At 68.9% G+C, this 2,997-nt stretch carries 4 protein-coding genes; 3 read left to right on the forward strand and 1 reads right to left on the reverse strand.

Going from position 1 to position 2,997, the window contains the following annotated elements; all coding sequences use genetic code 11:
* Both BLW84_RS45875 and BLW84_RS45880 read left to right on the forward strand, forming a co-directional pair.
* The coding region (locus BLW84_RS45875; RefSeq protein WP_143061391.1) for an adenosylhomocysteinase at positions 1-91 on the forward strand (91 nt) is incomplete at its 5' end.
* 164 nt (positions 92-255) lie between these two features.
* Positions 256-630 carry an MmcQ/YjbR family DNA-binding protein gene (locus BLW84_RS45880; RefSeq protein WP_093279031.1) on the forward strand — a complete coding sequence of 125 codons (375 nt, stop codon included), beginning with the start codon at positions 256-258 and terminating at the stop codon, positions 628-630.
* Here the strand turns inward: BLW84_RS45880 and BLW84_RS48295 are convergent.
* Positions 614-1,219 carry a TIGR03086 family metal-binding protein gene (locus tag BLW84_RS48295; RefSeq protein WP_177227086.1) on the reverse strand — a complete coding sequence of 202 codons (606 nt, stop codon included), beginning with the start codon at positions 1,217-1,219 and terminating at the stop codon, positions 614-616. The two genes, BLW84_RS45880 and BLW84_RS48295, sit on opposite strands and share 17 nt — an antisense overlap.
* A gap of 180 nt (positions 1,220-1,399) precedes the next feature.
* On the opposite strand from BLW84_RS48295, the gene BLW84_RS45890 reads away from it, so the two are divergent.
* Positions 1,400-2,863, forward strand: coding sequence for a CehA/McbA family metallohydrolase (locus tag BLW84_RS45890; RefSeq protein ID WP_245761853.1), 1,464 nt, complete (start codon positions 1,400-1,402; stop codon positions 2,861-2,863).
* Positions 2,864-2,997 lie beyond the last annotated feature (134 nt).

A 2,997-nucleotide genomic window follows, 5' to 3' on the forward strand; every position in this document is an offset into this window, starting at 1 on the left:
TGTGAAGCTGACCAAGCTGACCAAGGAGCAGGCCGCCTACATCGGTGTCGATGTCAACGGCCCGTACAAGCCGGACCACTACCGCTACTGATCGAAACAGGCCTGGAGCCCGCCGCGACGCGCCCGCGGCGGGCTCCAGCCCTTTTGCGCGCTCATAAAAAATTATAGTCACTATCGCTTCAGTGTTGAATGAAATTAACCATCTTGGGGGCGGATCAACGCCGGCCGGGAGGTGGCGGTCGATACGCTGCTCGCATGACGCCGCAGGAGCTCAAGAACGCATGCCTCGCGCTCACCGGTGCGCGCGAAGAGTTCCCCTTCGACGACACGAACAGCGTTTTCAAGGTCACCGGCAAGATCTTCGCCATCAGCAGGCTGGGCGGTGACCCGTTGCGGGTCAGCCTCAAGTGCGAGCCGGAGCTGGCGGTTCAGCTGCGCGGGACGTACCCGGCCATCACGCCCGGCTACCACCTCAACAAGCGGCACTGGAACACGGTCGTCCTGGACGGCTCCGTGCCCGATCCGCTCGTGCTGGACATGATCGAGGACTCCTACGACCTCGTCGTCGCCGCTTTGCCCAAGCGCGAACGGGAAAAGCTGCACTGGAACACGCTCAGCCGCGAGGAATGAGGCCGCCGTCCGGCCTCGCTACCGGATTGCGCCCGAGGTGTGCGACGAGCCGTTCGCCCGGTGGGGCCTGCCGGGGCCACGCGACGGGCGGTCCGAACAGGAACGGGCGGGTTTCCTCGGTGACGACCATCGGTGCCAGCCGGATCAGCGCCGTCGCGAGGCTGTCCGGGATCGGGGAGTCCCGCCCGCACGACCGGGCGATGTCCCAGCCGTGCACGGCGATCTCCAACGCACCGGTCGCTGCGGCGATCCGGCCGTCCAGGGGCAATCCGCCGACGTGCACGTCGTCCGGATGCCCGAGGCTGGTTTCCAGCAGGAACCTGGCGCGACTGCGCAATGTTGCGACCGGCGCGGCGGAGTCCTCGCCGTCATCCGGAACGCGGGATGCGAGCGTTTCGGCGACAACGGCCATTGAATCGTTGACGTGGGTGACGAGCGTCCGGAGGTCCCAGCCTGCGCACGGTGTCGCGTGGGCCAGCGTCGCGGTGGTGATGTCGGCCGCAGCGCCGAGGACGTAGCAGGTGGCGCGCTCCAACAGCGTTGCGGCATCGCCGAAGAGCTCCGGCTCGATCGCGGTTCGCTCGTCCACCGGATGGTCCTCCTCGCTGTTCGCCTGCGGTGCTTCCCGGTTAGACGCGGAGGTCGGCGAAAACTCATCGCACACCGGGCGGTGAATTCCGCCGCCCGCCGCGCGGGGTTCATCCGCCGTGTTCGCTGAGGTCAGGTCGCGGCGGTTGGATCCATGGCACTTCGACCATGGGAGGTATGGGTGGATCTGCTGAGCAGGCGCGGTTTCCTGGCCGCGGGAGGAGTCATCGCGGCGGCGAACCTGCTGCCGGGCGTGGCCTTCGCCGAACAGGCCGCGGGCGCGGAGACCCGCACCGTCACCGGCACCTTCGGGCCGAGCATCGAAGACTGGTTCTACCTGCCGGTCGAGGTGCCGCGCGGGGTGGCCGAGATCGAGGTCGTCTACTCCTACGACAAGCCCGCGGTCCCGCCCGGGACCCGCGGAAACGCCTGCGACATCGGCATCTTCGGCCCAGAGGGGCACGAGCTGGGCAACGCGCGCGGCTTCCGCGGCTGGTCGGGCGGGTTTCGCGACCGCTTCACCATCAGCGCCGCCGGCGCCACCCCGGGCTACCTGCCGGGCCCAGTCACACCGGGCACCTGGCACGTCATCCTCGGCCCCTACACCGTGGCGCCGCAGGGGATGAACTACCGAGTCGACATCACACTGCGGTTCGGCCCGGCCGGTGTGCCGGCCCGCCCCAACCCCGCTCCCGAGACCGCGCCAGCCCGGGAGCGGGGGCGCGCGTGGTACCGCGGGGACTGCCACCTGCACACCGTGCACTCCGACGGCCGCCGGACCCCCGCGGAGCTGGTCGCGGCCGCCCGCGCCGCCGGCCTGGACTTCATCACCTCCACCGAGCACAACACTTCGTCGGCCTCGTTGCAGTGGGGCGAGCACGCGACCGACGACCTGCTGATCCTCAACGGTGAAGAGGTGACGACACGTTCCGGGCACTGGCCGGCGATCGGATTGCCGCCCGGGACCTGGATCGACTGGCGCTACCGCGCCGACGACCCGCGCAGCTTCCGGCGCTTCGTCGACCAGGTGCACAAGGCGGGCGGTCTGGTCACCGCCGCGCACCCGTTCGCCAGTTGCTTCGGCTGCACCTACGAGTTCGCCTACGAGCTGGCGGATCTCGTCGAGGTGTGGAACCAGGGCTGGACCGACGAGGAGGAAGCGGCGGTCAACCACTGGGACGGGCTGCTGCGCACCGGCCACTGGATTCCGCTGATCGGCAACTCCGACGCGCACAACCCGGAACACGTCGTCGGAAGCCCGCAAACCGTCGTGCTCGCGGACCGCCTGCGGCGGGAGGACCTGCTCGCCGGGCTGCGTGCGGGGCGCTCATGGCTCGCCGAATCGTCTGCCGTGCAGCTGGATTTCACGGCGACTGACGGTCGGCGCACAGCAGGCATCGGAGAGGGGCTCGCCGCCGACAGGGGAACACCCGTGACGTTCGAGCTGACCGTCAGCGGCGTGCCCGGCACGACCGTGCGGCTGTTGGACCAGGTGGGGCCGGAGCACACCGCGGAAGTCCCCGCCACCGGCTCGCTCACCACGCGGTGGACGACCTACCCGCGCTACACGCGCTGGGCACGCGCGGAGGTTCGCCGGGCCGGTCGGATGGTGGCGATGACGAATCCGATCTTCCTGACCAGGTAACGACGTCCGGGCCGTGAGCGTTTTGGGGCGCCATATCACCCTGTCTTCGCTCAGGACCTCGTGAACAGTTTGTGTCTCAGGACCTCGTGAACACTGGCTGGCCTGCTGTCTGTGATCATCAGTGGTGGGCGGAA

This window comes from Saccharopolyspora shandongensis (assembly GCF_900106995.1).
Classification (GTDB): Bacteria; Actinomycetota; Actinomycetes; order Mycobacteriales; family Pseudonocardiaceae; genus Saccharopolyspora; species Saccharopolyspora shandongensis.